16 protein-coding genes are annotated in these 26098 nt (G+C 47.6%); 12 read left to right on the forward strand and 4 right to left on the reverse strand.

What is annotated here, in order from left to right:
* The 6 genes from ACTHMC_RS19970 to rho form a co-directional block, all read left to right on the forward strand.
* Positions 1-1324: hypothetical protein (locus tag ACTHMC_RS19970; protein WP_440415785.1), on the forward strand; the 1324-nt coding region annotated here is incomplete at its 5' end.
* A 387-nt stretch (positions 1325-1711) separates the two neighbouring features.
* Positions 1712-2797: a glycine cleavage system aminomethyltransferase GcvT gene (gene gcvT, locus ACTHMC_RS19975; RefSeq protein WP_440415787.1), complete on the forward strand. Its 1086-nt coding sequence runs from the start codon at positions 1712-1714 to the stop codon at positions 2795-2797.
* A gap of 55 nt (positions 2798-2852) precedes the next feature.
* Complete coding sequence (locus tag ACTHMC_RS19980; protein WP_440415789.1) at positions 2853-3338, forward strand: SRPBCC family protein; 486 nt, start codon at positions 2853-2855, stop codon at positions 3336-3338.
* A gap of 44 nt (positions 3339-3382) precedes the next feature.
* Positions 3383-4120, forward strand: a complete 738-nt coding sequence (locus ACTHMC_RS19985; RefSeq protein WP_440415791.1) for a 2-phosphosulfolactate phosphatase — start codon at positions 3383-3385, stop codon at positions 4118-4120.
* A 142-nt stretch (positions 4121-4262) separates the two neighbouring features.
* On the forward strand, positions 4263-5321 hold the full coding sequence (locus ACTHMC_RS19990) for a mechanosensitive ion channel family protein (protein ID WP_440415793.1): 1059 nt from the start codon (positions 4263-4265) through the stop codon (positions 5319-5321).
* A 451-nt stretch (positions 5322-5772) separates the two neighbouring features.
* Positions 5773-7479, forward strand: a complete 1707-nt coding sequence (rho, locus tag ACTHMC_RS19995; RefSeq protein WP_440415795.1) for a transcription termination factor Rho — start codon at positions 5773-5775, stop codon at positions 7477-7479.
* 854 nt (positions 7480-8333) lie between these two features.
* Here rho and ACTHMC_RS20000 read toward each other — a convergent pair.
* The 4 genes from ACTHMC_RS20000 to ACTHMC_RS20015 form a co-directional block, all read right to left on the reverse strand.
* Positions 8334-9041, reverse strand: a complete 708-nt coding sequence (locus tag ACTHMC_RS20000; protein WP_440415796.1) for a hypothetical protein — start codon at positions 9039-9041, stop codon at positions 8334-8336.
* Between the two features lie 103 nt (positions 9042-9144).
* Positions 9145-9384, reverse strand: coding sequence for a 4a-hydroxytetrahydrobiopterin dehydratase (locus ACTHMC_RS20005; RefSeq protein WP_440415798.1), 240 nt, complete (start codon positions 9382-9384; stop codon positions 9145-9147).
* A gap of 18 nt (positions 9385-9402) precedes the next feature.
* Positions 9403-9837 (reverse strand): IPExxxVDY family protein, encoded by a 435-nt coding sequence (locus ACTHMC_RS20010; RefSeq protein ID WP_440415799.1) that lies wholly within the window; start codon positions 9835-9837, stop codon positions 9403-9405.
* 29 nt (positions 9838-9866) lie between these two features.
* A complete protein-coding gene (locus ACTHMC_RS20015) occupies positions 9867-11525 on the reverse strand; it encodes a M20/M25/M40 family metallo-hydrolase (RefSeq protein ID WP_440415801.1) in 1659 nt (552 codons plus the stop codon).
* Between the two features lie 291 nt (positions 11526-11816).
* On the opposite strand from ACTHMC_RS20015, the gene ACTHMC_RS20020 reads away from it, so the two are divergent.
* From ACTHMC_RS20020 to ACTHMC_RS20045, 6 genes are all read left to right on the forward strand, one after another.
* On the forward strand, positions 11817-15602 hold the full coding sequence (locus ACTHMC_RS20020) for an SNF2-related protein (RefSeq protein ID WP_440415803.1): 3786 nt from the start codon (positions 11817-11819) through the stop codon (positions 15600-15602).
* A gap of 140 nt (positions 15603-15742) precedes the next feature.
* Entirely contained in the window at positions 15743-18754 is a 3012-nt protein-coding gene (locus ACTHMC_RS20025) for an outer membrane beta-barrel protein (RefSeq protein ID WP_440415804.1), read from the forward strand.
* Between the two features lie 401 nt (positions 18755-19155).
* Positions 19156-19689 carry a hypothetical protein gene (locus tag ACTHMC_RS20030; protein WP_440415806.1) on the forward strand — a complete coding sequence of 178 codons (534 nt, stop codon included), beginning with the start codon at positions 19156-19158 and terminating at the stop codon, positions 19687-19689.
* A gap of 91 nt (positions 19690-19780) precedes the next feature.
* Positions 19781-22576 carry an outer membrane beta-barrel family protein gene (locus ACTHMC_RS20035; protein WP_440415808.1) on the forward strand — a complete coding sequence of 932 codons (2796 nt, stop codon included), beginning with the start codon at positions 19781-19783 and terminating at the stop codon, positions 22574-22576.
* A gap of 284 nt (positions 22577-22860) precedes the next feature.
* Positions 22861-23400 (forward strand): T9SS type A sorting domain-containing protein, encoded by a 540-nt coding sequence (locus ACTHMC_RS20040; RefSeq protein ID WP_440415810.1) that lies wholly within the window; start codon positions 22861-22863, stop codon positions 23398-23400.
* Between the two features lie 35 nt (positions 23401-23435).
* Positions 23436-26098 (forward strand): beta strand repeat-containing protein (locus ACTHMC_RS20045; RefSeq protein WP_440415812.1); only part of this gene is annotated, 2663 nt, incomplete at its 3' end.

Genomic DNA, 26098 nt, shown 5'->3' on the forward strand with positions numbered 1-26098 from the left:
GGGCGAAAAAGTAGATATAAACTCCATTGCCGATACAGTAAAAGAGGACCTGAAAGGATTTCAGCATAAAGCAGAGAAATGGGGACAGGAAGCCAAACAGTCTGCCCAGCAATTCGGTCAGCGTGTAAAACAGTTTGGTGAGGAAGCCGGAGAGTCGATAAAAACCTATTCAACCGATACCGGCGCAGGGGCGCGTACCCGCGGATCTGGCTTCGGACATGCGATAGGTGTTCTGTTCAAAGCATTCTTCATGTTCATTGCAGGCCTGGTGGTACTGGCGCTCTTCTTTGCTTTGCTGGGACTGCTCTTCGGAGGATTCAGCGTATTCCCTCTGAAGAATTTCATCCTGGAAGACTTCAAACAGGATGCACTGGCCTGGCTCACGCTCATCCTTTTCCTGGGAGTACCTATCGTAGCCCTGCTAACCTGGTTGATCCGGAGCATTGCAGGAGTAAAATCAAAGAATAAGTATATCGGATTTGCCTTCGGTACACTGTGGACCATCGGACTGATCAGCCTGATCATCCTGGTGGGCCTGGTAAGCCGCAACTTCAAAACCGGTGACGGCGTGGAGGACCAGCCATACTATATCACCAATACAAGCAATAAGCTCTATGTAGATGTAAGGGCGGTTGACAGAGGGATTTATGCCAGCGACTGGTTCGGGATGGATACTGAAGACTGGCCTTTTTACGCAGTGAATCCCGATACGCTGATGCTGAGCATCGTGCGCGTGGAAGTATCCAAGAGTCCTGATAGCAGCTATCACGCAAAAGTGCTGAAGTTTTCACGTGGACGCACACCCGAAATCGCCAGGAACCTGGCAGAAAAGATCGATTTCAAATTGTCGCAGCAAAACAATACCCTCTACCTGCCTTCGGGCTTCAAGATCAGTCGCGATGAAAAATTCCGAAACCAGCAGGTGCTGGTGATCATTGAGGTACCCGTAGGAAAGAGGATCACGCTGGATGAAAGCGTTGGCAACTTCGAGCACTTTGATCTGAATATAAACCGCCGCCGCCGTTACGATTCAGAGCTCGACCGCCGTTGGTTCTGGACGCAGACAGGCAAAGAATACATCATGACGGAAAATGATGGTCCTCAGAAAGTAGAGGATATGGACGAGAAAGAACTGCGCAGGGGCAATATCAAACTGAGGTTCAAAGACAATGACACTGAGTTCAACGCCGAGATCAACACTGGCGAAGACACATCGCGCAGCGAAGAAAAGAAAACCTATGATCCTAAATCCGATTACCGCTACCGCGGAAAAGAGGAAAAGAAAAAGGTAGATACGAAGGCTGTGAACCAGGTGGTGATCTGAGAAAGCATACGGCAGTCCGGCCAGATGGAACATCACTGACCGGAACTGCTGCTCATATAGGTTGAAGTTGGAACAACGGGGTCTGACGCCGGTTTGCGGCAGGGCCCCTTTTTTAATGCCTGCTATTATCTATTTTATCATCCCCAAAAAATCTTAAAATATGGCCAGAAAAGAATTGAAAGTCGGACTCTGGGTGATTGCCATCATAGTATCCCTTCTTGTTTCCATCTACATTATTTCGCGCTTATTCTGAGCCGGCACTGCCTGCCGGCCCGGGATGTGTCCTGCGAACGTGAACCGTTCCGTTTGTCAGCAGAAGATTTCACGATTTCTTTTTATTGGTTGCCATATGGGCAACCTTTATTTTTGCTGCTCTAAAATAGCTATATGAAGAATACTCCTTTTACGAACAGGCACATAGCGCTGGGAGCGAAGATGGCTGAGTTCGCAGGTTACAACATGCCGATCTCTTATACTGGTATCAATGATGAACACGCAACCGTGCGGAACAATGCCGGTGTATTTGATGTAAGCCATATGGGTGAGTTCATTCTGAAAGGAGAAAATGCCCTGGACCTGATCCAACGTGCAACAACCAATGATGCAAGCAAGCTCACCAACGGAAAGGCGCAGTACAGCTCACTTCCCAACGACAATGGCGGCCTGGTGGATGACCTCCTTGTTTATTGCATCGAAGAGAACAAAGTGTACATGCTGGTGGTGAACGCCTCCAACATCGAGAAAGACTGGAACCGTATCAGCAGCTTCAACACAAAGGGAGTTGAAATGCACAATGTATCAGACAAAACCTGTCTGCTGGCTATTCAGGGACCAAATGCCACCAGGATCCTGCAGCCGCTTACAGACCTGGATATCCTGAACCTGAAATATTACACTTTCGCCAAAGGCACTTTCGCCGGCGTGGAGAACGTACTGATCAGTGCAACAGGCTATACCGGAGCTGGTGGTGTTGAGATCTATTTTGAAGATAAGGACGGTAGCGCAGAAAAGATCTGGGACGCCATCTTTGCAGCTGGTGGTCCGCAGGGCATGAAGCCGATCGGCCTCGGTGCACGCGATACTCTCCGCCTGGAAATGGGATTCTGCCTTTACGGAAACGATATAGACGATAACACTTCCCCGCTGGAAGCTGGTCTCGGCTGGATCACCAAATTCACCAAAGACTTTCCTTCAAGGGCAATTTTTGAAGCACAGAAAAGCAATGGCGTGTCCCGCAAGCTGGTTGGTTTTGAAATGATCGACAGAGGTATCCCACGTCACGATTACGAGATCGCCGACAAGGATGGCAACGTGATCGGGAAAGTAACTTCCGGAACACAGTCGCCCAGCCTGAACAAGGCCATCGGAATGGGTTACGTGAAAACAGAACTGGCTGCAATCGACAATATCATTTACATCAAGGTAAGGGATAAACTGCTGCAGGCGAAAGTGGTGAAATTCCCATTTGTTTAAAGCGTGGCTCATTTCTTGCTGTTAGAATCACCCGGTTTTCAGCAAACAATGACCTATGCCCATTATCCATCTGACAACATTTATTGCGGCTCCGGCAGAACGTGTGTTCGACCTGAGCCGCAGTATTGAGTTCCATAAAAAGTCCATGAGCCATACCGGCGAAGAAGCCGTTGCCGGTGTAACTACGGGGCTCATCAACCTCCACGATACCGTTACCTGGAAGGCCCGCCATCTCAGGAAAACAAGGTATATGAAAGTGAAGATCACCGCCATGGACAAACCTTTCAGTTTTACTGACGAACAGGAAAAGGGTGATCTCCGCTCCATGAAGCATGAGCATTACTTCAAGCAGATCGATAATGGCACCCTCATGATAGATATCTTCCGCTTTGAATCCCCGTACGGCTTTATCGGAAAGGTTTTTAACCAGTTGTTTCTCAGGAAATACTTCGAGAAACTGCTGTACCAGCGCAATGAATCCCTGAGGCTGTTTGCGGAGAGCGACAAATGGAAATTTGTTCTAATGCCCTACAACGCGTAAAATTGCAGCAAATTTCCTGTCACAATTAAATCTCAGCCACCGGCATGACTCAGGCAAAACCCTCATTATATACCTCTCTTTCTCCGGCCCTTTTACATTTATACGATCTCAATAATACGGTAGTGGTGATCATCGATGTGTTGCGTGCAACCTCTACCATCGCTACCGCACTCTTCAACGGCGCACGGAGCGTGATCCCCGTAGACAGTGTGGCCAGGTGCATCGAGCTCGGCAGGAATATAGATTCAATCACTGCGGGGGAGCGCGACGGGCAGATTGCCGAAGGCCTCCAGTACGGCAACTCGCCGTTTGAATACCCCGAGAGCTTCATCAAAGGGAAAACGCTGGTGCTGACTACCACCAACGGAACCAAGCTGCTCCATATGGCACTGGAAAGAGGCGCCGGCGAAGTGATCACTGGGTCCTTCCCCAACCTTTCCTCCGTTTGCAACTACCTGGTGAAATCAAACAAGAACGTGATCCTTGGGTGTGCGGCGTGGAAAGACAAGGTGAACCTGGAAGACACCATCTTTGCAGGCGCCGTGATCGAACGCGTGCAGGAACATTTTTCCATCAACTGTGATTCGTCCAAACTGGCCGCCACCCTGTACAATGCGGCAAAGGACGATCTCTATGGCTTCATGCAGGCAAAGAACGCATCCCACTACCAGCGCCTCGCTGGATTTGGACTGGAAAAAGATATCCGTTACTGCCTCACCCCGGATGGAGCCGATGTATTGCCTTTTTATAAAGATGGCAAGCTCACGATCCACTCCTGGTAAGCATTACATATAAATAAGCACATCCTGTTAATATCATTTTAATGGCTTGCTATTTGTCTCAAAGGCATATTGGCAACGCATTTGCGTAAGTTTGTAACACCCCGGATCCGCCGTTATTTTTCATTCCTGTAAAATTTTTCAGATGGAATCTATCTGGCAATACCAGTTTTGGGGAAACACTGTATTAGCTTATACCATTGCAGCGTCGGGCATTATCGTTGCCTGGCTGGTGATCAGGCTCCTGCGGGGCAAGGTTTTGAAGAAAGTGCTGGAGTATACGGCAAAAACGCAAGCTAAATATGATGATATTATTTTCAGCACTATCCAGAAGTTCATCCTGCCCTGGATCTACCTCTTTGTGAATTACCAGATCCTGCAGCAACTGCACTGGAGCGTAAAGTGGGAGCGTGTTCTTCACGTAGCCATGGCCGTTGTTACCACTTATTTCTTTGTGCGGATTGTGAACCATGTGATCAGCCTCCTGCTCACAGGTATCATGCGTAAGCGCAATGAAACGGAGTACCGGATGAAACAGATGCGTGGCGCATTACTGGTATTGAAGATACTGGTGTGGGCGGTGGCGCTGGTTTTCCTGATAGATAACCTCGGGTACAATGTAACTACCATGATTGCAGGTTTGGGAGTGGGTGGCATAGCCATTGCATTGGCTGCGCAGACGATTCTGGGGGATCTATTCGGGTATTTCGTGATCTTTTTTGATAAACCTTTCGAGATCGGTGACTATGTGGTGTGGGGCGACAAGTCGGGAAACATCGAATATATCGGCATCAAAACCACGCGCATCCGCAGTTTGGGCGGAGAGCAGCTGGTTGTCACCAATTCTGACCTTACCAAGCAGGCCCTTTCCAATTTCAAGAGCCTGCAGCAACGCAGGGAGGTAATGAATTTCGGGGTTACCTACGATACGCCGGTGGATGTGCTGCAAAGCGTACCCGGCATGATGAAGCAGATCATTGAAAGCAAGCCCAAGACCAGGTTCGACAGGGCCCATATGTCTGCGCTGAAAGACTCCAGCATCAGTTTTGAAGTGGTATACCTTATTCATACAACGGATTATACAGAGTACATGGATATCAGGCAGGCCGTGCTTTTCGACATACTTTCGAAGTTCAGGGAAACGAAGATCAGTTTTGCCTATCCTACGCAAACGCTCTACTACAAGGCCACGGCAACCGTGTAGTCAGGATGGTTTGCATACCAACACAATGAATGTGTTTGGAACGGATGCTGGCGATAAACCCGCAACGGTAAAGCCTTGTAGAGGAAAGATGACAACAGGACAGGCTGTTAAAGGATAGGTAAATGCCCTGCCTGAAACTAACAGCTAAGGGTATACCTGTATGGATGATTATTGCATGTAATGCCCGGATTGTCAGCGTTTCAGCGGATCGCAACCTTGCTTCCAGCAATGAATTCTGGTACTGGGAAAAGTCGTTTGCGGGTAGTCAAAAATTTTTGCTTTTTGCAAATTTGGCGTATTATTGTGCCGGAATAAGACTGATAAGTCACCCCGATCTCTCTAAAGCTCGTCAGTTTTTCTGATTCCGCTCAATATAGTAACTCATTTCAAATCGTTTTTTCAACACACAAAGATTGGTTTTCTAATCAAGTGTTAAACACTCAAGATTTTTATGTATGACATTCTGCAACTGAACGACATGCTCGTTCCTGAGCTGCTGGATATAGCAGAGCAGTTGAAAATCTCCAACGCTAAAAAGCTCGACAAGCAAGAACTGATCTACAAGATCCTCGACAAACAGGCCGTCCTGGCCAGCGCCAACAAAGGCAACAACGCAGAAGATAAAGGCAAACGCAAACGTGTTATCAAAGCAACTACCGCAAACAGCACTGAAGAAGCAGATGTAATGAGCGGTGGTGAAGAAAAGAAAAAAGAAACCAAAGAACCAGTCAAGAAAGAGCCTGTGGCAAAGAAGAAATCAATGGAGAAATCCGTGGAGAAAGCAGCAGCAGCAGCGGCCCCCGCACCTGTAGTGAAGAAGGTGCGTGGCAAGAAAGACGCAGTTACTGCAGCAGAAGAAGAACAGCCACTCTCTCATGACGATATCGATAATAACAATTCAGAAGAGTTCGGTAATGAAGCTGCAGAGATTGAACAACCCGGCGAAGCAATAGTAGAACAGGCTCCGCAACACGGATTCAACAATGGAGATAACCAGCAGAGGCCTTACCAGAACCGTCGTGAAACAGCCTTCAACATTGAGTTTGACGGTGTGATCCTCGGTGAAGGCGTTCTGGAAATGATGCCCGATGGTTATGGCTTTCTCCGCTCTTCCGATTACAATTACCTTTCTTCTCCCGATGATATTTATGTATCACCCTCACAGATAAAATTGTTCGGTCTCAAAACCGGCGACACTGTGTACGGAGCGGTTCGCCCTCCAAAAGAAGGTGAGAAATACTTCGCGCTGCTGAAAGTGGAAACTATCAACGGCAAACAACCTGAAGATGTGCGCGACCGTGTTCCTTTCGACTACCTCACGCCACTCTTCCCATTCGAGAAACTGAACCTGTTCACTACTCCCAATAGCTATAGCACACGTATCATGGACCTGTTCTCTCCTATCGGAAAAGGACAGCGTGGTCTGATCGTAGCACAGCCCAAAACCGGTAAGACTGTACTGCTGAAGGAAGTGGCAAACGCCATTGCTCAGAATCACCCCGAGTGTTACCTGATGGTAGTACTGGTGGATGAGCGCCCTGAGGAAGTTACCGATATGGAACGTAGCGTAAGAGCAGAAGTGATCGCTTCCACCTTCGACGAACCTGCTGAAAAGCACGTTAAGGTGTCTACCATCGCGCTGCAAAAAGCAAAACGCCTGGTAGAGTGCGGACATGATGTGGTGATCCTCCTGGATTCCATCACCCGTCTGGCACGTGCCCACAATACTGTTGCTCCCGCTTCCGGTAAAGTACTCTCCGGTGGTGTGGAAGCTAACGCCATGCAGAAACCGAAACAGTTCTTCGGTGCTGCCCGGAAGATCGAAAATGGTGGTTCACTCACCATCATCGCTACCGCTCTGATTGACACCGGCTCCAAAATGGATGAGGTGATCTTCGAAGAGTTCAAAGGTACCGGTAACATGGAATTGCAGCTGGATCGCCGCCTGGCCAACAGACGTATCTTCCCTGCCATTGACCTGGTAGCTTCTTCTACCCGCCGCGATGACCTGCTGCTGGAAAAAGAAGTGCTGCAAAGGATGAACCTGCTTCGCGTGTACCTCACCGATATGAACACGGAGGAGGCAATGCATGAGCTCCTCAGAAGGATGCGCGGAACCAAGGATAACCAGGAGTTCCTGGCAAGTATGAACGGATAAACTTTATCATATTTATTTGTAGAACGCCGGTTGTATGACAGCCGGCGTTTTTCTTTTTCCTGCTATTCCGGGGGGCGAAGTGAGGAGGTGTTTGCAGGCTGTAAAACATACCCACACCTTTTGGGGCTTTGATGGGCGGTGGTGGGGTATGTTAGGTTGTGGTATGAAGATGGGCTGGGGGAACGTATGTTTTGAAGGCCTGCAAACACCTCCTCACTTCGCCATGGGCACACTGAAAGCGGCGGGAGATAAACGCCGGCGTAGCGTTGAGAAAATAATATTGAAAGTAACCTTCCGTCATCCTGAAGGAACCGAGAGTGCCCTGTATTCCCCGCGCATTGTGAGGTGCTCGTGCTGAAAAAGAAAGAAGGGGGAACTAACGCATCCCTCCAATTAAATGTAGCAGTGGGTATCCGATATTATTGGAACCCCCAAAAAATGAATGAGGCATTATTGTGGCATCAATGAGATATCAATGAGGCATAAATGAAGAATCAATGTAACATCAACCTTTTTGAACAAGTAAACCCTCTTACACTCAAAAACCTCTGACACCATTACTTGTGCTGACGCACTCTTTCCCCTTCCCCAACCCCGCGGCTTGAGTTGAAGTGTGCCATCTTGTTTTTCAAAAAAGTATGATGCACAGTGGGGTTCTGCAAAGTGTGGGGTAGTGTGAAGCGGGCCTCCAAAACATACGTTCCCTCAGCCCGGCCCAGCACCCAGGCCCCGACACTCCAAACAAAAGTCCAATAGTACCACTAAAAGGTGTGGGTATGTTTTACAGCCCGCATCGCACTACCCCCACTTTGCCCAAAAATCAAACAAAAATCATAAAGAAAAACAAAAGGCATTTACTTCAACACCACGCCCTTCAACCTCTCCTTCCTCCACTGACCGGCGAGCTGCTGCGCAGCATTCAGATCATCGAGTTCGTACAGATCAAACGTGGTGTCCTGGAGATTGATCTTCCAGACCGTTACCTTTTTGCCGGCATTCTCTTCATTTTCCTGGGTTCCGATGATCACGAGATTGCTGTTATCTGTCCAGAAGGCATCTTCCACACTGCCGCCGGGTCCCATGAAGAGGAGGCGTGTGCGTTTTTTTGATTTGGGATCGATGAGGTTCACTTCGGTGTCAGGACCACCGGCTGTGCCGATATAGCGGCCCTGGTTGTCTTTGCGGATATCAATATTGTAGCTGTCGAGATCAATGAAGCGGCTACTGTCCGGAGCGTATTTGAGGAATGCTCCATAGTTGGTGTAATATGATTTGGCGGGGGTGAAGGCATTGCTGAGCAATGAATCTTCCTGCCAGCTGAGCTTGTATTTGAATTTGCTCCAGTCGAAGGAGGGGATTCGTGCTTTTGCATAGTCGGTGAAACCGGCGGTTTGAAAACGCTGGATGGTTTCGGCAGTGAGGGTGGTATCAGGGCCGGTCACTACCACGCTGTCTGGTTCTGCGGTTTCTTCGGACTCAACGGCTTTTTTATCGGTGCTGTCGTTGCAGGAAGTTGCCAGGAAGAGGGCCAGCACGCTGGTGTAAATTATATGCTTCATCATGTGAAATGTTGATGATTAAGGTACACAATTATTAAGGATCCGCCAGTAGTCTGAGGGGCGGAGCCGGTATTTAACGCTGTTTTAATGGTTGGGTCGGCCCAGATCAGTTGGACGGAGTCAGAGCATCTATCTTCTGTGCCAGCTTGCGGTCTTTTTCAGTGATGATATCACCGGCATCGTGGGTGCTGAGCCAGATCTCTACCTTGTTGTATACGTTGGTCCAGAGGGGATGATGGTTCATCTTCTCAGCCTCAAGGGCAACACGCATCATGAAGGCGAAGGCTTCGGAAAAATTGCGGAACTCGAACTGGCGGTAGAGCTGATTGTTTTTTTCCTGCCACATAAAATTCGGTTTTGATGACTAAAAGATCAGGTGTCCTTTGTTCTTGATTTTTTCATTGGTCAGTTCCGTTACCAGCTGTACGGGAGCTATGGAACGGATGCCCTGTACCAGTTGCTGCATAAAATCTTCTGCCACGGTATCTCCTTTAAGGAGCCATAGGAAATCAAGGTGCTTGAATTCAGGCAGCAGGTATTCGCCATCAAACTGGTTATGGTAGAGGTAGTGGATGAGGGAGGTGGTGGGTTCGCGGTACTCGAAGATGCTGAAATAATATTTGCGCTCTTTTTTGAAGAGCTGGATCTCGATCTCGTTATTGATCCTGAAATCATAGCGTAGCAGCTGGTTGAGCTGCCAGCAGAACTGGTAGTTCTTTACAGATGCTACAATGCCCAGCAGGCGGGTATTGTCGAAAAAATCATCTGCAAGGTCGTCGAAATCTAGTTTCAGTTTCATGGATGGTCGGTAATGGTTGGGAGCAGGTGTTAGAAAGTAACGCCTGCTTCCAGGGTTTCGTTGCCGCGCTTGTATTTGACAGTAGCTGAATCGCCTTTTTTGAATTTTGAGAGGGCCTGCATATATGCTTCCATAGAGCTGATGGTATGGGTGCCCAGTTGGGTGATGATATCACCTGCCCTGATGCCTGCTTTCTGAGCGGGCTTATTATCGCTCACGCCATCAACACGGAGGCCTGCGCCGGTGAAGGTATAGTCTGGCATCACCCCGAGTGTTACGCTGAAACGGGTGCTGGTGCTGGTTTGTGCCTCGCGGGTTTTGGTAAAGGGCAGCTTTCCTTTTGTGTTGGTGGCGGTTACCAGGTTCTCGATTGTTTTTACTATCTGGAGTTCGCCATTATAATTGATCTTGTTGAAATCATCGGAGGGTTTGTGATAATCAGTGTGCAGGCCGGTGAAGAAGAACAGTACGGGAATATCCAGGCGATAGAAGGAAGTGTGATCGCTGGGGCCGGTGCCGCTTGAATCGAATTTGAAAACAAGAGGATTGGATTTGGTATTCATCTTACCGAACAATTCACCCCAGACAGGCGATGTTCCGTAACCGCCGATAGTGAGCACTTTGCTGCTATCGTTGAGGCGGCCTACCATATCCATATTGATCATATAGTTAACATCTTTGATGTTGATGGTAGGGTTCTGTGTGAAATATTTGGACCCGTTCAGGCCCAGCTCTTCGGCAGAGAAGGCGATGAAGAGGTAATTATTGCTTTTGTTTTTGGAGGCGTTGATATTACGGGCCAGTTCAATGAGGGCGGCGGTTCCGCTGGCATTGTCGTCTGCGCCGTTATGGACCTGGTCTTTCACGTTTGGCGCCATGCTGTTGCCATCTTCGCCATAACCGAGGTGATCATAATGGGCGCCCAGAACGATCGTTTGTGGAGCTCCGTTATCGATATAACCAATTACATTCTGACCGGTCCTGGTCTTTTCGCCGATATCCACACGGATCTTCACATCATAGGTTCCGGACTCGTCCTGGAGATAGGTCTTTACCGCATTGGATGTAAGATAAACTACAGGAATAGTGAGAGCTGCGCTGCGGTCTTTCCCATTGAACCTGAGTTGGTCATTGATCTTCGAAGTATTGTAAAGGACCATGGCGGACGCCCCTTTGTTGGCGGCTTTGGTCACTTTTTCGCGGATGGCGCTTTCCAGGTCGAAATGAGGGTTGCTGGCGTTATCTTCCAGCAGATTCTTCAGATCCTGGAACCAGGGTACTCCTTTTTCTGCGAGGGCAGTGCTCACAGCCGCTTCCACGCTGCCGTTGGGACTGTAGGCCAGGGGGAAGAAGTCTGTGTTCTGTTTGAGATCATTTCCGTCTATAATGAAAAGCGTGGATGTGTTCACCTGGCGGCCTTCATTGATCTCGAAGGGCTGGTACCAGCTACCGGAAACGCCTTTGGGTTTCAGGCCGGCCAGCTCAAACTGCTTGCTGATATATTCCCCGGCCAGTTTTTCTCCTTTGGTACCTGCGCGGCGGCCTTCCAGCTTATCGTCTGCCAGGTAGGTCACATGGGCTTGCAGGTTGGCCAGTGTGGACTTGTCGGTTTTCTTGAGCTTTTGGGCATTGACCCCTGAGGAGATCACCAGGAAAAGGGAAGCAACACTCAATACGCGGATCAGCATACAACAGAGATTTTTCTTTAATAGTAGGAATTGCTGCAAAGGTACTTGTCAAACTGTATACCAATCATTACGGCGTAATAAATTCCCTGATTAGTAAACTAATAGGTAAATTCAGGTTTTGCGGATGCCTGGTGCTAATGCCGGGTTCGCAAGTGACTGATTGTAAAGGAGCGAGATTGGATTTACATTAAGATTTAGTATTTGGCTTTATTAGGTCGTGTTTTTTCCTTTACTTTTGCAGATTGGCCTTTTCTGAAGAGGGCTATGGAACTATAATTTTTAAAGAACAGCATGGCACTACCGCATCTCATTAAGTACGTGTATACCAATGGAACTGATGAAGTGATTCGTAGAGGCAAAAAGATCCACGCCATTGGTTATGTAGAGTTGGTGGATTACGATGAGCTCCTGGACTCTGTGGTTTTTAGGGTAAAAGACGATAGCTACGCTACCTACTATAAGGTTAGTATTCAAAAGTTCAAAGACCCCCGGAACCTATCCGTCCGTTGTGCTTGCCCGTATAACCTCGGCGATATCTGCAGACATGAAGCTGCTGCACTCATCCAATTGCAGGAAATGCTCGACAAGAACATGCTCAAGACCCAGGAGGTGGAGTATGATCAGCGGCATACCGTGATAAAGATGAAGTTCATCGACCTCAAAACATTACGCCTGCTCTGTTCCCCCGAGGCCTATTCAGAAGCCGAAATATACCTTCGCACACAGCGTGCTGATATTGAATATGCCAAAGATGAAGTGGTGAAAGCTACTGTGAACATCGAAGGCAAGGATCACAAAGTGGTGATCCGGAAAAACGAAGAGCGTAACTTCGATACCAGCTGTGATTATGACGATACGCACCATCCGCTCTGTCTTCCCAAGGTGATCGTATTCCTTCAGTTGCTGAATTCATACGGCCCTTATTATTTCGACTCTATCCGTAACTGGGATAAAGAAAAGAACAAGTTACTGGAAGCATACGGATATCAGCTATCTGATAACCTCGAAGGAAAATTTGAATTCACTTATAAGGATGGCAAGCCCTTCCTGCGTGTGCTGGATCCTTCCATCAAACGGGTGAGCCCACAGGATTCCGCTAAAATGCGCGCCAGGCCTGTAATGGCCGAAGCAGAAACGGTAGCGGAAGATACTGCAGCAACAGAAGATGTAACGGCAAAAGGACCAGCGCAATCACTCAACAGGCTGGGCATTGTTTTCAACTTCAATGCGGAAAGCTACCCCCACTTCACCATCGATGCTATCAGCGGCGAGTCCAATGAAAGCTTCACGGCCTTCACTGGAAAAGTGGAGAAGCTTGATCTGACCAAGTTTGTGAACATCGACTCGTTCAATGAGCAGGATAAGCAACTCTTTGCTCCCATCCGCAAAATGCAGGAGAGTGAGATCACCAAATACCTGAACAGGAATTCTCCTTTCAGCGGTATCTGGGAAAATATCATTCACCACGAAAAAGATGAGCTGCCAGAAGAAACAAAGGCGCTCATGAGTGAATACCTGCACCCAAAACTGAAAAAACTTTTCGCCGATATCGCCTCCAACCCGTTCATATTTTACCTGAACGGAAAGAAGGCATTCAAAACTACCAACCTGCATACAGTAGGCGTGGTAACCGACTTTATTACTCCCTGGTTCAAAGTATCGCGCAATAACGATCGCTTTGAAGTGGAGGCCTGGGTGAAACTGAACGGGCAGAATGTTCCTATCACTGAGAACACAATGAACAGCGGACTGGTGTTCTTCCATAACGAGAACCTCTTTCTCTGGGAAACCTCCGAGATAGTGAACCTGGTAACCCGTTTCCAGTCAAAACACGGCAAGCTCAGTTTCTCAAAAACCGAATGGCCGGAACAACTCAAATCTTTTGTATTGCCGCTTACCCGGGAATATCATGTTGAGTTTGATCAAAACCTCATCAGTGAGGTGAAAGACGGCGATCCCGAAAAGCGTGTGGTTCTGCAGGAGAAAGGCGACTACCTCGTATTTATGCCGCTCTTCAGTTACAAAGGATTTGAAACGAAGGCAGGTGGTAAAGATGAGCTCATCATTCCTGATGGCGACAAAGTACTGGTAGTACATCGTGATAAGGAAAAGGAGCTCACATTCTTCAAAAAGCTCGAAGCGCTGCACAGCAATTTCATCAGGCCGGAAGGTGGGCAGCAGCTCGCTCTCAAAGGCAGTGATGTACTGAAGAACAACTGGTTCTTCCTTTTTGTAGACGCCATGAAGGAAATGAAAGTGCCCGTATTCGGTTACGATGCACTCAAAAATTTCCGCTTCAATACCGCCAAGCCACAGACGAAAATACATATCAGCAGCAATACCGACTGGTTTGATGCACGCGTGGATATCCTCTTCGGAGAACAGAAAGTAACCATCGCCGATGTGAAGAAAGCACTGGCCAACCGCCAGCAGTTTGTGACCCTGGATGATGGTACCCTGGGTATCCTTCCCGAAGAGTGGATCAAGAAATACTCACTGCTCTTCAGGGTGGGTGAAGGAAAACAGAACCAGCTGCGTTTATCGAAATACCATATGAGTGTGATCGATGAACTGTATGAAGAAAGAAATGAAGAAGAACTGGTGCTGAAGCTGGAAGAGAAATACGAAACACTCAGGAATTTCAATAATATCAGGGAGATCCCTGTACCGGAACACCTGAAACCCATCCTGCGTCCTTACCAGGAGCATGGATTCCACTGGCTCAACTACCTGAGCGAGATCGGATGGGGTGGTATCCTTGCAGACGATATGGGTCTTGGTAAAACCATCCAGGCCCTGTCTTACTTATATTACTTCCGTAAACATCATGGGAGGCTGCGTGCCTTAGTGGTATGCCCTACCACCCTGATGTTCAACTGGGAGAATGAAATAAAGAAATTCACGCCTGAGCTCACCTATCATATTCATCATGGCGGCGAACGCACGCGTGATAAAGAACAACTGGCCAACGCGGAAGTGATCATCACTACCTATGGAACCCTCCGGAGTGATATCAAACTGCTGGTAGACCTGCCGCTGGATTATGTAGTGCTCGATGAAAGCCAGGCCATCAAAAACCCGGCCAGTAAGGTTACCAAGGCCGCCAGCCTGCTGAACGCCAGGAATCGTTTGTGCCTCAGCGGTACCCCATTGCAGAACAATACCTTCGATATTTTTGCGCAGATGAACTTCCTGAACCCCGGCATGCTCGGTAGCATCGAGTTCTTCCGCCAGGAGTTTGCCATTCCCATAGACAAGTTCGGGGAGGCTGACCGTAAGGACCATCTTCGTAAACTCTTATTCCCCTTCATTCTCCGCCGTACCAAGGAACAGGTGGCGAAAGATCTTCCTGAAAAGACCGAGACCATCCTCTTCTGTGAAATGGATGATGAGCAACGGAACATCTACGATGCGTACAGGAATGATTTCCGTGACAAGATCCTGGGCACCATCGAATCACAGGGTATCCAGCGTTCACAGCTCACCATCCTGCAAGGTCTGATGAAGCTGCGCCAGATCTGCGATTCACCGGCCATCCTGAATGAAGCGGAGAAATTCCCCAATCATTCCATCAAGCTGGAAGAACTGGGCAGGGAGATCACAGAAAATATCAGCAACCACAAGGCGCTGGTGTTCTCCCAATTCCTGGGTATGCTGGGACTTATCAAGGAAAAGCTCAGGGAACTGGATGTTGATTTTGAATATTTCGATGGAAGTACAACGGCCGTCGATCGTGAAAAAGCCATCCAGCGTTTCCAGAATGATGAGAAATGCCGTGTATTCCTTATCTCCCTGAAAGCGGGTGGTGTGGGTCTCAACCTCACTGCCGCTGACTATGTATACATTGTGGATCCCTGGTGGAACCCCGCTGTGGAGCAGCAGGCCATCGACCGGACCCACCGGATTGGCCAGACCAAGAACATCTTTGCCTACCGCATGATCTGTAAAGACACGATCGAAGACAAGATCCTGCAATTACAAGATAAGAAGCGGGTGCTCGCGAAGGACCTCATCACAGATGATGAAGGGTTTGTGAAGAGCCTCAGCCGCGAAGATGTGGAATACCTGTTCAGTTAAACCTGACCGCAGTAAAAGGATCATAGGAATAATTATTCCGGGTTTTAGCGCGTACATGCCAGGAGCTGACATGTCCTGCACAAGTTTGTCAGGAAGGCAGCCGTCTAAATCCCTATTATATTCTTTTATCCCTACAAGCCATGAGCAAAGCTTTACTGGTATTCCTTTTTATTGTGACTTCAAGTGCTGCCATGTCCCAGAAGATCTCGGGCAGCATCAAAGGCAAACTCACTGATACAACTTACAGAGAACAACTGGCCGAAGCCACCGTGTCTGTGCTACACGCGCTCGATTCCTCGCTCGTTTCCTTTTCCCTGTCCAACGAAAAAGGAGAGTTCACCATAAAAGACCTGGATACCGGAACTTACAGGCTGCTCGTAACTTATTCGGGATATCAGCCACACTCCAGGCTTTTCAGCGTAACGAAAGACTCTTTCAATATCGACTTCCGCACTATCTACATGGATAAAAAAACCACATTGCTCGACGAGGTGATCGTGGAAGCACCTCCCATCGTGATCAAAAAAGATACGGTGGAGTTCAGGGCAGGTTCTTTCAAAACAAAACCTAACGCAACAGCGGAGGACCTGCTGAAAAAACTTCCCGGTGTGCAGGTGGATAAGGATGGAAATGTAAAAGCCCAAGGCGAAGATGTTCCCAAAGTATATGTGGATGGAAAGGAGTTTTTCGGGTCCGATCCCAAAATGGCCACTAAGAATATTACGGCCGACATGATCGAGTCCATCCAGGTTTTTGATGATATGAGTGACCAGGCGAAGTTCACCAGGATAGATGACGGAAGCCGCTCCAAGACCATCAATATCAAACTCAAGAAAGATAAACGTAAAGGCTACTTCGGAAGGGCCACGGTGGGCGCGGGTTCCGACGGGCGTTATGAAGGCAACCTCAACTTCAACCGTTTTGATAACGACAGAAGGATCTCCATCATGGGCGGATCCAACAACGTAAACAGGCAGAACTTCTCCTTCAATGATGTGGTAGGAGGTATGGGTGGATTCGGGTCACGTGGTGGCGGCGGTGGCGGTGGAGGCATGGCTATGAGTGTTGGAGGATTTGGTGGTGGCGGTGGTGGCTTCGGCGGCGGCGGCGGCGGACGTGGAGGTGGTGGAGGCCGCGGTGGTGGCGGATTTGGAGGTGGCGGCTTCGGGGGCGGTGGTTTCAACCTCGGCAGCGGCGGATCAGGCATCACAAAGAATACATCAGCAGGCATCAACTACACAGACAAATGGGGTAGTAAACTGGATATTACAGCCAGCTACTTCTTTTCACAGGGCAATACCATTTCAGACAGAAGCAGTTCAAGAACAACCTTTCTGCAGGATACCGTGCTGCGTCAGGCGGAAAGCGCGCTTTCTGATAATATGAACCGCAACCATCGCATCAATCTGCGGATGGAGTATTATATAGATAGCATGAATTCATTGCTGTTTACCAGCAACGGTACATTGCAGAATTCCACCTCTTCCATGATCGATACCTTCACTACTTTCAAATCAGTGAAAGGAGGTCCTGAGTTCAGGTACATCGATGGCAGAAATGAAAACACCAATGAGCGGGAAGGGCTCAGTCTTCAAAGCTATTTACTCTATCGCAGGAAGTTCAAAAAGCTCGGACGGACACTTACTCTTGGATGGAACAATGCCATCAACAACAGTGATGGTAATGGCAGGACCAATGCGCCTTTCATCTATTATAAAGAAGATGGGTCGCTTGATCAGACCATCCCACAGGATCTCAGAAGCTTCCAGAAAACAAAATCCAACAATAACCAGTTAAGCGTTTCTTACACCGAGCCGATCGGAAACAACAAACTGGTAGAACTGAACTATTCAATACAGAATCAGCAAAGCACTTCCGACGCAAAATCTTTCAGCTACAATGATATTTCCGGAAAGTATGATTCTGTAAATGCCAACCTCACCAACTATTTTGAGAATGATTATACTATTCACAGAGGTGGCGCCAACTTCCGTATGCAATGGACAAAAGCCAGTGTGCAGGTAGGCGGTGCAGTTCAATATTCTGAACTGGAAAACAAGAGCAACCGAATTTTGAAGGGAAGGGATACTACTCTTCTTGTAAATCAGAATGCGCTCAACTTCGCTCCCACAGCCAATCTGAACCTGCAGTTCACAAAAACGCAGAATCTGCGTATCAACTATCGGGGAAGAACAAACCAGCCAAGCAGTACACAGTTGCAGGATGTTCCTGATCTCAGCAACAGGTTACAGATCCGCAATGGTAACCCCGCATTGAAACAGGAGTATACCAATAATCTCTCTGCCAATTATTCTTCTTTCAACATTCAGAATTTTCAATACGTAAATGCTAACCTGCAATTCTCAAATACCAGCAACAAGATTGTAAACAGCATCACAGATGTGCCATCCGGTATCCTGGATGCGGACTCGCTCAGCAAGGGTGCACAATACATTGTGCCGGTGAATATGAACGGATCATACAACACATCAGCTAACGTAACGTTTGGTTTCCCGCTGAAAGGAAGATTCAAAGGCAGCAATATCAGTTTCAATACCAGTGGTAATTACAACAGGGATGGTAGCGTTCTCTACAACGAAACAAACTTCACCAAAACACTGGCGCTGACACAGGGCGCAGGCATCAATATCAACTATAAAGACAACCTCTTGCTGGGATTGAATGCCAACGTGACTTTCAATAATGTGAAATACACTGCTACCCGTTCTCTCACGCAGGATCAGAAATACTTCACACAAACCTATTCTGCAGATATCAGCTATACTTTCTTCAAAAGCCTGGTGTTCTCAACTGATTTCGATTACCTGATCAATACAGGAAGAACGGATGGATTCAACCAGAGCGTGCCGTTGCTGAATACCAGCCTTGCCTGGCAGTTATTCAAAAAGAAGAACGGAGAATTGAAATTTGCCGTGTATGACCTGTTGAATCAGAACCAGAGCATCAGCAGATCTGTGGGCGATAACTATATCCAGGATACAAGAACGGTAGTGCTGAAAAGGTACTTCATGGTAAGCTTTATGTTCAACCTCAATAAAGCCGGTGATAACAGGCAGCAACGCCCTGGTGGAATGCCCGGTAATATGCCAAGGAATATCGAAAGGCAGATGCGTGGCGCAACCCGTGGTTAATTAAGAAACATACTTAAATAAAAATCCCGGCCTTTAAGGGGCCGGGATCAGCACATACAATTTGGTTTCAGAGGTAAGTGCTTATAGATGTAGGAAACTATCTTCTTTTGGCATAACCAGGGGTAGAGATCGGTGATTGACCGACCATCAGCACTGTAACAATACTTCTAAGGAAACTAATGAAATTAAATGTAGGCTTGTAGCTTCTGCTGTAGACTTTAGCACGGTGAACATCGTAATACATTGTGCTCTTTTTCATTGATATTGGTTTAGGATAAAAAAATCATGGCGTACAAACATAACAACGAGGCTTTGAAGATATTATTGTGGGCACCCGTATAGTATTTTTCCTATTTGATCCCGCCAATGGTTTTACTATTTTTCGGCCAAATCCACGGCCCATGAAAAGTGTACAGGTTCTGTTACTCTTTTTGATAACAACACTTCCCACATCGGCGCAGGGAGTTTTCAGCAATCAAACGAATGCCGCATTACAGAAAGTGATTGAAGACTACCCTAACCGTTTTAAGAATATCAAAGGTGATCTGCTTCAGGAACATAGCGGCTATGCTGACTACCGGTCCAAGGTTCAGATCCCTGGTTCCCTCAATTGTGTGATTTCCCACGGCTCACAGCCGGAGCCTCTCAACTGGACCTGCTCCTTATTTGTATCCTCAGATCACGAAAAGGCAAAGCAGAAATACCAGGAGCTGTATGATCAGATCAGCAACACCATCATCCGCATCAAGGGGCAGAAGCCTTTTATCCTGAATGGCACTTATATAGCGCCGGACCAGGAGAATAAAGCCACTGCCACACTTTTTCAGATGACGCCTGCCCCGGAATGCATTCAGAGCCTGCGGGTGGAAATACATCTGCGCTATCGCGAAGACTGGGAAGTACTGCTGATAGTGAATGACCAGCCCAATTATTAACCTTCATTAACATTAAAGCAAGACTGTTTAACCTGTTTTAGAAACTACCAGGAATACTTTCGTGGGGTAATAACCCACGAACACTACTGGTATGAAAAAAACAATTCACCTGCTTGTTCTTATAGCTCTTCCCTCCTTGCTGCTGGCGCAGAAACATGGCTCTGTAAAAGGCCAGCTGTACGATTCAGTTGCCAGGCAACCGGTCAGTTCAGCCACAATCTCCCTGCTGCTGCAAAAGGATTCTTCCCTGGTAGGTTTTGTTATGTCTGATGAACAGGGAAGGTTTCAGCTCGATAAAATTGCCAATGGAAAATACAGGCTCCTGATCACTCACGTGAACTATCATAATGGTAACCAGCCTTTCAGTATCAGTGATACGGCATTTCAGAAAGACCTGGGCAGGGTATTCATGGCTGATCTTTCCCAGACACTTCCCGAGGTGATAGTTACAGCGGAAGCGCCGCCTATTACTATGATCGGAGACACCATACAGTACAATGCGGGTTCTTTCAAGGTGGTGCCCAATGCAAGCGTGGAGCAGCTGCTGAAAAAATTGCCGGGGTTGAAAGTGGATAAGGATGGAACCATTACTGCGCAGGGCGAGAAAGTAAAGAAGGTGTTGGTGGATGGTAAGGAATTCTTTGGCAATGACCCAAAGGTGGCCACCCGCAACCTGCCGGCAGATGCTGTGGATAAGGTTCAGGTATATGATAAGCTCAGCGATCAGGCCCAGCTTACGGGCTTTGATGATGGCAGCAGTCAGAAGACCGTGAACCTGAAGCTCAAGAAAGACAAGAACAAAGGAAAGTTCGGAAGATTGTCTGCCGCGGGCGGAACGGATGACAGATTTGAAGGCCGCTTCAACCTTAACAGCTTCAATGGAGGCCGCAGGATATCGGTGCTGGGAACAGCAAATAATACCAACAACGACGGCTTCTCATTCAATGATATCATGTCCATGACCGGCGCACGGGCGATCGGCGCAGGCGGGGGAGCAACAATAGTAACGATGGACGCCACCAATATGCCTTCCTTGGGAGGAGGCAGCGGTAATATACGTACCATCTGGGGCGGTGGAGTGAACTACAATGATATGTTTGGAAAGGCTGATGTTTCGGGCAATTACTTTTACAATCATTACAATCCTAAAGCGAGATCCGAAACCAACCGGCAGAATTTCTTAGGAGACAGCAGCTGGTTGTACAGGCAGAGCTCAGTGAACAATAATATCAATAATGGTCATCGTCTCAACCTGGTAGCGGATATTCCCCTGGACTCATTTCATTCAATCCGGATTGCACCTTCACTGACAACGCAGGACACACGTAATAATATCACCCGTGATTACCAGACACATTTGAATGATGGCAGGTTGGTGAATGAAGGAGGAAACCGCACAACCGATAAAACCAATGGCTACACCTTCAGGAATGATATCCTTTTCAGGAAGAAATTCAGGAAACAAGGCCGGACATTTTCAGTGAATCTTTCCACCAACCTTAATGCCAGCGATGGTTATGGCACACTGGAGTCAGTAACGGCTTTTTATAAACCCGCCGGTAATTTAACGGGAAGGGACACTCTGAATCAGAGGAATGAGCAGCAGTCGGACCTCAGAAACTACCAGGTGAAAGCGGTGTACACAGAGCCCATCTTCAAAAAATCATTGCTTGAGTTCAGTGTAGGCAACAGTTATGAAAGGTCCGGTTCAGAAAAAACAACCTGGGACATTGACCGGATCAGCAAACAGGAGCTCATCAACGAAAATTACTCGAATGACTATACACGGAGCTATGGTACAACGGATGCGGGCGTTCGATTTCGTTCCAAAGGAAAAAAATATGAGTATTCGCTGGGTGGTTCATGGCAACAGGCAAAGCTGAGTGGGACGATTACTGCAGGAACAAAAGATTCGGTTTTGAACAAGTCGTTTTACAACTGGTTGCCGAATGCCACATTCAAATATACTTTTAAGCAGATGCATACATTGAATATGAGTTATCGCACCAGTACCAATCAGCCTTCTGCTTCGCAGTTGCAACCCGTGCCTGATAACAGTGATCCGTTGAATATCAGGGAAGGAAACCCTGATCTGAAGCAGGAGTTCACTAATACGGTAATGCTGGGCTTTCAGGCTGTGAATCCGTATGCAGGAAGGAACTTATTTGTGAACCTGAGTGCACAGATGACCAATAACAGGATTGTTGACAGTGATACATTAAGTGAAACTGGTATCAGGTATACCAGGCCCGTGAATGCAGATGGTGTGTATAATCTTACTGGTAATATAAATCTTGGCCTTCCGCTGAACTTCTTCAAAGGGCGTGTGAGCATAGGTACAAGGTTGAATTACAACAACAATAAACAGTTATTGAACAAGCAGGAAAACCAGATCCGCAGTTTTACGGCGGGGCCTGATCTCTCGCTGGATCTTAACTTAACGGATAAGCTTGATATTACACTAAGGGCTGGTGTTGATTACAACAAAGTGAAATATACGTTGAGCCCCGAGCGAAATACAAATTATTTCAGTCAGAATTATGAGTCTGAGCTAAACTGGCAATTACCGAAGAACTTCTTTTTATCTACCCAATTCAATTACATTATAAATAACAGGCTGGCGGAAGGATACAATTTGCGGGTACCGTTGTGGAACGCTTCCGTCAGTAAGCAGTTCCTGACCAATAACCGGGCCGAAGTAAAATTATCTGCATATGACCTGCTCAATCAAAACGTAGATGTTACACGAAATGCGAATAGAAACTACATAGAAGACGTAAGGTCTACGGTGTTGAAAAGGTATTTTATGCTAACGTTCACTTACAACCTGAGTAAGGTAGGGGGCCAGAGTGCACAGGGGGTGCAGATCCGGACTTTCAGTCGATGATGTAGCTAATTGATATCGAATAGTAAAAAGATCCTGCTGACTCAGCAGGTTTTTTTGTATCGTATTTTTTCGAAAAGGCGACGGTAAATTATGCGAGGGCATTGATATGCATCATGAATGCGAAATATTTTTGTGCATCAAATACTTAACGGATATATATAATCGTTGAATTACATGTTGATCTCGTATAAATCCTATTTGCGTAGAGATTTTATATGACTATAATTACATCTTGATTAAAATCAAGGGGACGACGACTTCTTATCTACCCAAACCCAATTCGTATGAAACCACTGTTGCTTTCAGCTGTAATGGCTGCTGCATGTGTGTCGGCTTCAGGACAAGCCAAGCCATCGATAGCTCCGGATGTTATTAATGTTGCCGGAGGAACATTCAAGCAGGGATATTATTCCCTTGATTTCAGTATCGGTGAAGCAACGCTGATCAATACGATGAAGAGTCCATCCGGTAATTTCTTTCTCACCAACGGCTTTTTGCAACCCTACATACTTGGTATTAATGATCCTTCCGACAACCCGCATTTTACAGATGACGAGGTTCGCACTTATCCCAATCCTACATATGGGCCTTTTGAGATAAACATTTTTACGAAGCAGCAAGGCAAAGTAAGAGTGTTTCTGTTCGACAGGTTGGGCAAAGTGGTGTTTACACGCGAGAGTCAGACATTTGGTTTTGGCTGGCGTGAACGTGTTGACCTGACAGGGCAATTGAACGGCATGTATATGCTGAAGGTTGAATTGCATCCTGATGATGGAACGCCGGCAAAGAAAGGATCATATAAGATCATCAAAGTAGGCAGATAAGATAAAAGAAACCATTCCCCCTAAATCCAATTTTTATGAAGAAAACATTCCTGCTTTTCTTTTCCGTATGGCTATCGGTTAAGATGGTTGGGCAGGCGCCAGGCCAAATGAATTACCAGGGCGTAGCGCGAAGTGCGCTGGGATTAGCCCTTCCGAACCAAAACATTAAACTGCGTATAACCATTCGTGATGGAAGTTCCGGCGGATCGGTATTGTTTCAGGAAACGAGACTGATCAAAACAAATCATCTCGGTTTGTTTTCAATAGCTATCGGAAGTCCCGGCGCGACCGCTGTTACAGGAACCCTCCTGGGTATCAACTGGAGCATTGGCGGAGCGAAATTTCTTCAGGTGGAAATGGATCCCAATGGCGGGAATGATCTGAAAGATATGGGTGCCACTCAGTTGCTGAGTGTGCCTTATGCATTGTCTGCCGGTGCAGCTGTTCCCGGCGGCGCTGCCGGTGGAATGCTGACGGGGCTTTATCCCAACCCTTCCATTGCTAATGGTGTTATCTCTACTATTCATCTTGCTGACAATTCCGTAACATCGGTTAAACTCGCCGATGGAATTGTTACTACCAATAAACTGGCCGATGGTTCTGTTACTTTAGCCAAGTTAGCTGTCGGTGCGGGACTGCCGCCTGTGGGTAATGCTGGAGGAGATTTGGGGGGAACATATCCAAATCCTACGATAGCATCCAATGCAGTTACAACAGCAAAGCTTGCTGACAATTCAGTAAACTCCAATAAGCTGGTTGACGGATCTGTAGGAAATACCAAGATCGCCAGCAATGCTGTAAACACTTCAAAAATTGCCGATGGTTCAATAACTACTATTAAAGTTGCTGATAATACCATTACAAATACCAAGCTTGCAAATGATGCCGTAACAACAACAAAAGTTGCTGATGGTGCTATCACGGCCGCGAAGCTTGCTTCCGGTATTTCACTCCCCCCCGGTGGTGCGGCTAGTGGTGATCTGAGTGGAACTTATCCCAGTCCATCTGTGGCAGCCAATGCTATTACAAATGGAAAGATCGCAGATGGTGCAGTGAACGCAAACAAACTTGCAACAGATGCGGTTGTTAATGCTAAGATTGCGAATGACGCGGTGACTACCACCAAAATTGCTGATGGAGCTGTCAATGCCAATAAACTGGCAACAGATGCAGTTACCACTACTAAGATTGCTAATGATGCGGTGACAACAGCCAAAGTAAAAGATGGCTCTATCACAGCCGCCAAGCTTGCCTCTGGCATCACACTTCCTCCTGGTGGTGCGGCTAGTGGAGACTTGACCGGAACTTACCCTAACCCAACTGTAGCCGCTAACGCCATTACTTCTGCGAAGATCAATGATGGAGCAGTAAGTAATACAAAAATTGCAGATGGTGCTGTTGGTGCTACAAAACTCGCTGCCGACGCGGTGATTACAGCCAAGATTGCTGATGGCGCAGTGAATGCCAACAAGCTTGCTGCTGATGCCGTAACCAATACAAAGCTTGCTAATGATGCGGTGACTACAGCTAAGGTAGCTGATGGTTCTATCACAGCCGCCAAGCTTGCCTCTGGCATCACACTTCCTCCCGGCGGTACAGCCAGCGGTGACCTGACCGGCACATATCCCAACCCAACCGTAGCCGCTAACGCTATTACTTCAGCGAAGATCAATGATGGTGCTGTAACTAATACAAAGCTTGCTAATGATGCTGTGACTACAGCTAAGGTTGCTGATGGTTCTATCACAGCCGCCAAGCTTGCCTCTGGAATCACACTTCCTCCCGGCGGTACAGCCAGCGGAGACCTGACCGGAACTTACCCTAATCCAACTGTTGCTGCAAATGCCATTACAACTACCAAAATCAACGATGGAGCAGTAAGCAATACAAAAATTGCCGACGGTGCAGTAGGAAATACCAAGATCGCAGACGGTTCTGTTGGTGCGACAAAACTCGCTACCGACGCAGTAGTGACAGCCAAGATTGCTGACGGTGCAGTAAATGCCAACAAACTCGCTGCAGATGCCGTTACTACTGCTAAGCTGGCTAACGATGCGGTAACCACAGCCAAAGTAGCTGATGGGTCAATCACTGCCGCCAAGCTCGCCTCTGGCATCACGCTTCCTCCCGGCGGTACAGCCAGCGGAGACCTGACCGGCACATATCCTAATCCAACTGTTGCTGCGAACGCTATTACATCTACCAAGATCAACGATGGTGCAGTAAGTAATACAAAGATCGCAGACGGTGCTGTAGGCGCCACCAAACTTGCTGCTGACGCGGTGATCACAGCGAAGATCGCTGACGGAGCAGTGAATGCCAACAAACTTGCAACTGATGCCGTTACCACAAATAAAATCGCCAATGATGCGGTAACTACAGCTAAAGTAGCTGACGGTTCAATCACAGCCGCAAAGCTCGCCTCTGGCATCACGCTTCCTCCCGGCGGTACAGCCAGCGGAGACCTGACCGGCACATACCCTAATCCAACTGTTGCTGCGAACGCTATTACATCTGCCAAGATCAACGATGGTGCAGTAAGTAATACAAAGATCGCAGACGGTGCTGTAGGCGCCACCAAACTTGCTGCTGACGCGGTGATCTCAGCGAAGATCGCTGACGGAGCAGTGAATGCCAACAAACTTGCAACTGACGCTGTGACCACAGCGAAAGTTGCTGATGGATCAATCACTGCTGC

Source organism: Pseudobacter sp., assembly GCF_051955275.1.
Taxonomy (GTDB): domain Bacteria; phylum Bacteroidota; class Bacteroidia; order Chitinophagales; family Chitinophagaceae; genus Pseudobacter.

What these genes read in the sequence shown, in the direction of transcription:
- ACTHMC_RS20015 (WP_440415801.1), bottom strand. Translation starts at nt 11,525, where the DNA reads ATGCTGATCCGCGTATTGAGTGTTGCTTCCCTTTTCCTGGTGATCTCC.
- ACTHMC_RS20030 (WP_440415806.1), top strand. Translation starts at nt 19,156, where the DNA reads ATGAAAAGTGTACAGGTTCTGTTACTCTTTTTGATAACAACACTTCCC.
- ACTHMC_RS20025 (WP_440415804.1), top strand. Translation starts at nt 15,743, where the DNA reads ATGAGCAAAGCTTTACTGGTATTCCTTTTTATTGTGACTTCAAGTGCT.
- ACTHMC_RS19980 (WP_440415789.1), top strand. Translation starts at nt 2,853, where the DNA reads ATGCCCATTATCCATCTGACAACATTTATTGCGGCTCCGGCAGAACGT.
- ACTHMC_RS20020 (WP_440415803.1), top strand. Translation starts at nt 11,817, where the DNA reads ATGGCACTACCGCATCTCATTAAGTACGTGTATACCAATGGAACTGAT.
- gcvT (WP_440415787.1), top strand. Translation starts at nt 1,712, where the DNA reads ATGAAGAATACTCCTTTTACGAACAGGCACATAGCGCTGGGAGCGAAG.
- ACTHMC_RS20000 (WP_440415796.1), bottom strand. Translation starts at nt 9,041, where the DNA reads ATGATGAAGCATATAATTTACACCAGCGTGCTGGCCCTCTTCCTGGCA.
- rho (WP_440415795.1), top strand. Translation starts at nt 5,773, where the DNA reads ATGTATGACATTCTGCAACTGAACGACATGCTCGTTCCTGAGCTGCTG.
- ACTHMC_RS20005 (WP_440415798.1), bottom strand. Translation starts at nt 9,384, where the DNA reads ATGTGGCAGGAAAAAAACAATCAGCTCTACCGCCAGTTCGAGTTCCGC.
- ACTHMC_RS20010 (WP_440415799.1), bottom strand. Translation starts at nt 9,837, where the DNA reads ATGAAACTGAAACTAGATTTCGACGACCTTGCAGATGATTTTTTCGAC.
- ACTHMC_RS19990 (WP_440415793.1), top strand. Translation starts at nt 4,263, where the DNA reads ATGGAATCTATCTGGCAATACCAGTTTTGGGGAAACACTGTATTAGCT.
- ACTHMC_RS20035 (WP_440415808.1), top strand. Translation starts at nt 19,781, where the DNA reads ATGAAAAAAACAATTCACCTGCTTGTTCTTATAGCTCTTCCCTCCTTG.
- ACTHMC_RS20040 (WP_440415810.1), top strand. Translation starts at nt 22,861, where the DNA reads ATGAAACCACTGTTGCTTTCAGCTGTAATGGCTGCTGCATGTGTGTCG.
- ACTHMC_RS19985 (WP_440415791.1), top strand. Translation starts at nt 3,383, where the DNA reads ATGACTCAGGCAAAACCCTCATTATATACCTCTCTTTCTCCGGCCCTT.